Source organism: Atribacter sp. (genome assembly GCF_035418125.1).
GTDB classification, from domain to species: Bacteria; Atribacterota; Atribacteria; order Atribacterales; family Atribacteraceae; genus Atribacter; species Atribacter allofermentans.
The window spans coordinates 1-5,459 of the sequence record NZ_DAOLQM010000144.1 but is presented as its reverse complement, the minus strand read 5'-3'; the positions used below and the strand labels follow the sequence as shown (position 1 = coordinate 5,459).

Genomic DNA, 5,459 nt, shown 5'->3' with positions numbered 1-5,459 from the left:
CAGAATAATTATGACACAGTCTGATTGCGAGGAGCGCAGCGACGTGGCAATCTCACCCACCAGCCCCGTCATCCTGAGGAGCGTTTTGTGCGACGTGAGGATCTCACCCACCCGCCCCGTCATTGCGAGGAGCGCAGCGACGTGGCAATCTCATTTTTTAAAGTTTTTATGAATTAAAAAAGAAAATTTTTTAATCCAAGCATTGATTTATCAAACCCACAATGGGTTTATAAGATAGAATAAACACAAAAAAGGAGAGATGCTACTATGATGAGTAAAAAGCTTGAAGATGCAATTAACGAACAAATTAAAAATGAATTTTTTTCCGGTTATTTATATCTTTCAATGGCAGCTCAAGCTGAAGCAATGAATCTACCTGGAGTAGCTCATTGGTTCAAGGTACAAGCCAAAGAAGAGCAAGAACACGGAATGAAATTTTATGATTTTATCAATGATCGAGGCGGCCGAGTTCTTTTAAAGGCAATAGATCAGCCAGAGACCGAATTTAAAAATGTTCTTGATATGTTTGAAAAAACTTTAGAACATGAAAAACTGGTGACCTCGATGATTAATAACCTCTATGAAATTGCTTTAAAAGAAAAAGATTATCCAGCGCAAATCATGTTGCAGTGGTTCATAGATGAACAGGTTGAAGAAGAGAAAAACGCCTCAGATATTATTGCAACCCTCAAGATGATTGGCGAAAAAGGCCATGGTCTACATATGTTGGATCGTGAACTGGGGAAAAGAGAAGAATAATTAATTAGCAGGAGAATGGGTAGTTTTAAACTACCCATTCTTCATTTTTTTTTGGAGGGAAAGAATGCCAGAGCGTTCCCAGGATTGGTATAAGCAGGCTCTTCGAGATTTAGAACAAGCCGTTGATTCTCAAAAGTCAGGCCGCCATGAATGGGCGTGTTTTGCAGCCCAACAAGCCGCTGAAAAAGTAGTAAAAGCTCTTCATTTAAAAAACCGTCAAGAAGCCTGGGGACATGTTGTCTCTCGCCTTCTTCACGAGCTTCCTAATTCAATAGAAATTCCAGAGCTGCTTATTGAGAAAGCTCGAGTTCTTGATAATTATTATATCCCCGCTCGTTATCCCAATGGCCATCCTGAGAGTGCTCATTTTGAGCATTATGATGTTTTGCAAAGCTCGGAGGCAATTCAATATGCCAGTGAGATCATTGAATTCATCGGTCATCAAATAGCCAGATGAAAAACAGGTTATTTCATCCCTAAAAAAATGGACAAATACAATTCTCAAAATGAACCAAAATGTCGTTCAAATTGGATATTTTGGTCTCTATGCTCGAGGTGATTGGGAAGTGGGAAGTGATTTAAGACCTCATCATTATATTATCCCAATCCGATCTTCCTTTTGAAAAAAGAAATCAAGATTGGCAAGAGCATCAATTACCGGTACCAACTGATATTCTCATTTATACCCAGCAGGAATGGGAAGTAATGAGAAAAGAAGAATTGCCTTTTTTTAAAAGAATAAACCGTGAAATTAAATGGATTTATTAGGAAAATACAAATTCAAAAAAACTATCATAAGTAAGGAGAAATAAATGAATTACCGAATTTTTGGGAAATGTGGATGGGCAGTAAGTGAAATTGGTTTTGGTGCTTGGGCAATCGGAGGAAGCTGGGGAAAGGTACAGGAAGACGATGCCGTTGCAGCCCTCCATCGAGCGATTGATTGTGGTTTAAATTTCATTGATACGGCTGATGTTTATGGTGATGGTCGAAGTGAAAAGATAGTTGCCAAGGTTCTCAAAGACCGAAAAGAGAGAATCTATGTCGCAACGAAAGCGGGGAGACGTCTCTCGCCCCATGTAGCTGATGGATATAACCGGGAAAATTTAAATGCCTTTGTAGACCGAAGTTTAAAAAATTTAGAGGTTGAAACCATCGATCTTTTACAACTTCATTGTCCCCCCACCGAGGTCTATTATCGACCGGAGGTATTCGAAGTATTAGATGACATAGTGAAGCAAGGGAAACTTCAGAATTACGGAGTAAGCGTTGAAAAGGTTGAAGAGGGCTTGAAAGCAATTGAATACCCTGGCGTGAAGAGTGTCCAGATTATATTTAATATTTTCCGGCAGCGACCAACAGAGCTGTTTTTTGCCGAATGTCGAAAAAGAAGAGTAGCGGTTATAGCCCGGGTTCCACTGGCTAGTGGTCTCCTCACCGGAAAAATGACCAAAGAAACCACCTTTTCTTCCGATGATCACCGCAACTACAATCGATATGGTCAGGCTTTTGACCGGGGCGAAACCTTTGCCGGGGTAGATTATGAAAAAGGGTTACAAGCGGTGGAAGAATTGCGGAATCTGATCCCTGAAGGATTTAACCTGACACAGTTTGCTCTGAAATGGATTCTCATGTTTCCAGAAGTGAGCGTAGTGATCCCCGGTGCCAAAAATCCCCTGCAGGCTGAAGACAACGCCAAAGCTTCCAGCCTTCCACCCCTCGGAGAAAAAGTTATGGAAGAAATCCAAAAGATCTATGAAGCCTCTATAAAGCAGGATGTTCACCACCGCTGGTAAAACTTGGGGTCAGGTCTTGATTCTTGAATTTTTATAGAAGGATTATTCTATATGGCTCGACCAGTTAGAATTGAATTCCCTGGTGCTCTGTATCATATCACCGCCAGGGGGAATAAAAAAGAGAATATATTTAACCATGACCGAGACCGAATGGTCTTTTTAAAGATCCTGAATGAGACGATAATCAGGTATCAGTTCATTTGTTATGCCTATTGTCTCATGCCGAACCATTACCATCTACTGATAGAAACTCCCAATGGGAATCTATCCCTGGGGATTAGGGAATTAAACGGAGTGTATGCCCAAAAATTGAATTGGGCTTATAAGACAGTAGGCCATGTATTCCAAGGGAGATTTAAGGCGATTTTAGTTGAGAAGGAAAGCTATTTATTAGAGTTGTGTAGGTATATTGTTTTAAATCCCGTCCGAGCAGGTATGGTGCAATATCCCTGGGAATGGCAATGGAGTAGCTATCAAGCAACGGCTGGACAAGCCGAAAAACTCAAATTTTTATCAACCGACTGGATCCTTGCTCAGTTTCATGAAGAACAAAATAGTGCCAAAAAAAGCTATGAAGACTTTGTTTTAGCTGGACTTGGGATAGAAGCTCCCTGGAAAGACCTAAAAGGGAGGTTTATTTTAGGAAAGGACAGCTTTGTTGAAAAGATTGAACATTTTATCGATAAGAAGAAAACCATCCAAGAATTACCCAGAGTTGAAAGATTTGCAGCTCGGAAGAAGTTAACTGAGATTTTTAACGAAGAGAAACTACACCCAGAAAAAGAAAGTAAGATTTACAGTGCTCATGTTGAGCATGGTTATACTCAAAAAGAGATTGCCAATTATTTAGGTGTTCACTATTCAACAGTCAGTAGAGTCTTAAAAAGGTTTATTGAGAAAAATACCAGAAAGGATTAAATTCAAGAATCAAGACCTGACCCCAAAATGATTAAAAATCAGAAGCTATTCGAACAATTTGAAAAAAATTTAATACGAAACTCGCCGGTTGATTTTTATCAAAATCTCCGAATCGTTCATGAATTGCACCAACAGGCGTTATTTCTCGATGTATTTAAAAAAGACGAAGTAATATATAGAGAGGATAAAATCCGTTATGCCCGAGCCATCAACTTCACTTCCAAAACTCCTTGAGAAAATCGCCGAAGCATTTGAAAAAGAACATATTCCATAAATCATAAAGAATGACAATAAATAATTAAGGATAGACTTTCACTCTGCCTAGCACCACCAAGTGAGGATGAAAACCAAGATTCCACATTCCGTGGCATGTTGCTACCTCAATCGAGTACAATATCTTGTACCCCTACAATTTTAAATTCTTTTGTAGGGAGTTTGATTTGACAAACTCCCCAATAAATTAACCAGGTTGAAAACCAGTTCAATTCAAGAATAAAGACCTCTAATTCTAATAACGGTTACCTTTATTCTAATAATTACATCATGATGTTATAATATATACATCATGTAAGCATAATAAACAGGTGAAATAAATGATTCGAACTCAAATTCAATTAACCGAAACTCAATCAAAAAAGCTTCGAGAAATTGCCAATCAAAAAGGGATTTCCCTATCCGAGCTTATTCGCCAATCGGTAGACAATTTTCTAGAGGGAGAAGGAGCGCATTCTGATAAGATGAATCGCCAAAGGGCTAAAGAAATAGCAGGGCAATTTAGTGGTCCTCATGACTTATCAATCAACCACGACCAATACTGGGAGTAACTTCCCGTGGGAGATGTTTATGTTGATACTTCAGCGTTTTTGGCGGTTCTCAATCGAAATGACGATTATCATACTATAGCTAAATCAGCTTGGGCAAAGCTATTAGATTCCAAGGCGGAGTTGGTTATTAATTCTTTTGTACTGGTTGAAAGTTGTGCACTGATTCAAAATAGATTGGGTATCAATGCCTTAAAAACATTTATTAGAAAAATTCAACCAATACTGTTAATTGATTGGATAGAAGAAGACTCATTCAATACGAGTATTTATTTTCTATTTGAAATGAATGCCCGAGGTTTGAGCATAGTAGATTGTTCTTCTTTTTATACTATGAACCGTCTTAACATATCGACAGTATTTACTTTCGATTCACACTTTCTTCATCAAGGCTTTGAAAATTTCCAGAATAATCTTTGAAAGAAGAAAGCAATTACATAAAGATAACCATTAAGATTATAAAACTCCACCCCTCCGAAGAGAGGAATTTCATGTTGTTGAGTTATTGAGTAGAATAAAACTCATTTTCCATTAAAGGGAGATTCAGAGGGGAGTGCACCTTTAATCTGTTATCACATGAACGGTGCTTTCTCCCGCGTGAGGATCTCATCTGACACCGCAGGCGTCATCCTGAGGCTTCGTTTTTCGAAGCCGTGAGGATCTCATCTGACACCGCAGGCGTCATCCTGAGGCTTCGTTTTTCGAAGCCGTGAGGATCTCATCTTTCAATTCTTTCTATTATTTTTTGTTCGCCCCCTCACCCCATCTCCCCTCGTCTTTTAAAAATCCTCCTTGCCTCTTTAGGCACGTTACAATCCCATCAGCTCTCTCCGTCATTCTAAGGAGCGTAATATATGCTACGTGGCAATTTCTTCCATCCTCTCCGTCATTCTAAGGAGCGTATTTTGCGACGTGAGAATCCCATCTTTTTAAATATTTTGAAGAATAAAGACATAAAACATAAGATCCTCGCGCCCTCACAAAGCGAGGACTCAGGATGAAGTCATTTATTACTCGTTTCTGTATTTCCAGGATTGGCCTCATTTGTCATTATTTCATTGATTGATAAAATATTAAATGAAATAATCAATATCATGGAAGGTGATTGCCTCAATGATTAGAGAGGAAACGAGCTTAACAGGAAAAGGACAAATACAACTTCCTG

General features: G+C 38.9%; 7 protein-coding genes. All 7 read left to right on the top strand.

The features are described from left to right. The first annotated feature begins 267 nt into the window (after window positions 1-267). The 7 genes from PLK24_RS07760 to PLK24_RS07730 all read left to right on the top strand — a co-directional run bounded on the left by PLK24_RS07760 (window position 268) and on the right by PLK24_RS07730 (window position 4,714). Complete coding sequence (locus PLK24_RS07760) at window positions 268-759, top strand: ferritin (protein ID WP_324477888.1); 492 nt, start codon at window positions 268-270, stop codon at window positions 757-759. Window positions 760-823: 64 nt separating this feature from the next. After that, a complete protein-coding gene (locus PLK24_RS07755) occupies window positions 824-1,216 on the top strand; it encodes a HEPN domain-containing protein (RefSeq protein WP_324477886.1) in 393 nt (130 codons plus the stop codon). A 355-nt stretch (window positions 1,217-1,571) separates the two neighbouring features. Further along, window positions 1,572-2,555 carry an aldo/keto reductase gene (locus PLK24_RS07750; RefSeq protein WP_324477884.1) on the top strand — a complete coding sequence of 328 codons (984 nt, stop codon included), beginning with the start codon at window positions 1,572-1,574 and terminating at the stop codon, window positions 2,553-2,555. Between the two features lie 51 nt (window positions 2,556-2,606). Then, window positions 2,607-3,473 (top strand): REP-associated tyrosine transposase, encoded by an 867-nt coding sequence (locus tag PLK24_RS07745; RefSeq protein WP_324477882.1) that lies wholly within the window; start codon window positions 2,607-2,609, stop codon window positions 3,471-3,473. Window positions 3,474-3,500: 27 nt separating this feature from the next. Beyond that, complete coding sequence (locus PLK24_RS07740) at window positions 3,501-3,707, top strand: hypothetical protein (RefSeq protein ID WP_324477880.1); 207 nt, start codon at window positions 3,501-3,503, stop codon at window positions 3,705-3,707. A 359-nt stretch (window positions 3,708-4,066) separates the two neighbouring features. Then, a complete protein-coding gene (locus PLK24_RS07735) occupies window positions 4,067-4,297 on the top strand; it encodes a ribbon-helix-helix domain-containing protein (RefSeq protein WP_218112540.1) in 231 nt (76 codons plus the stop codon). 6 nt (window positions 4,298-4,303) lie between these two features. Continuing rightward, entirely contained in the window at window positions 4,304-4,714 is a 411-nt protein-coding gene (locus PLK24_RS07730; RefSeq protein WP_324477876.1) for a type II toxin-antitoxin system VapC family toxin, read from the top strand. The last annotated feature ends 745 nt before the right edge of the window (window positions 4,715-5,459 follow it).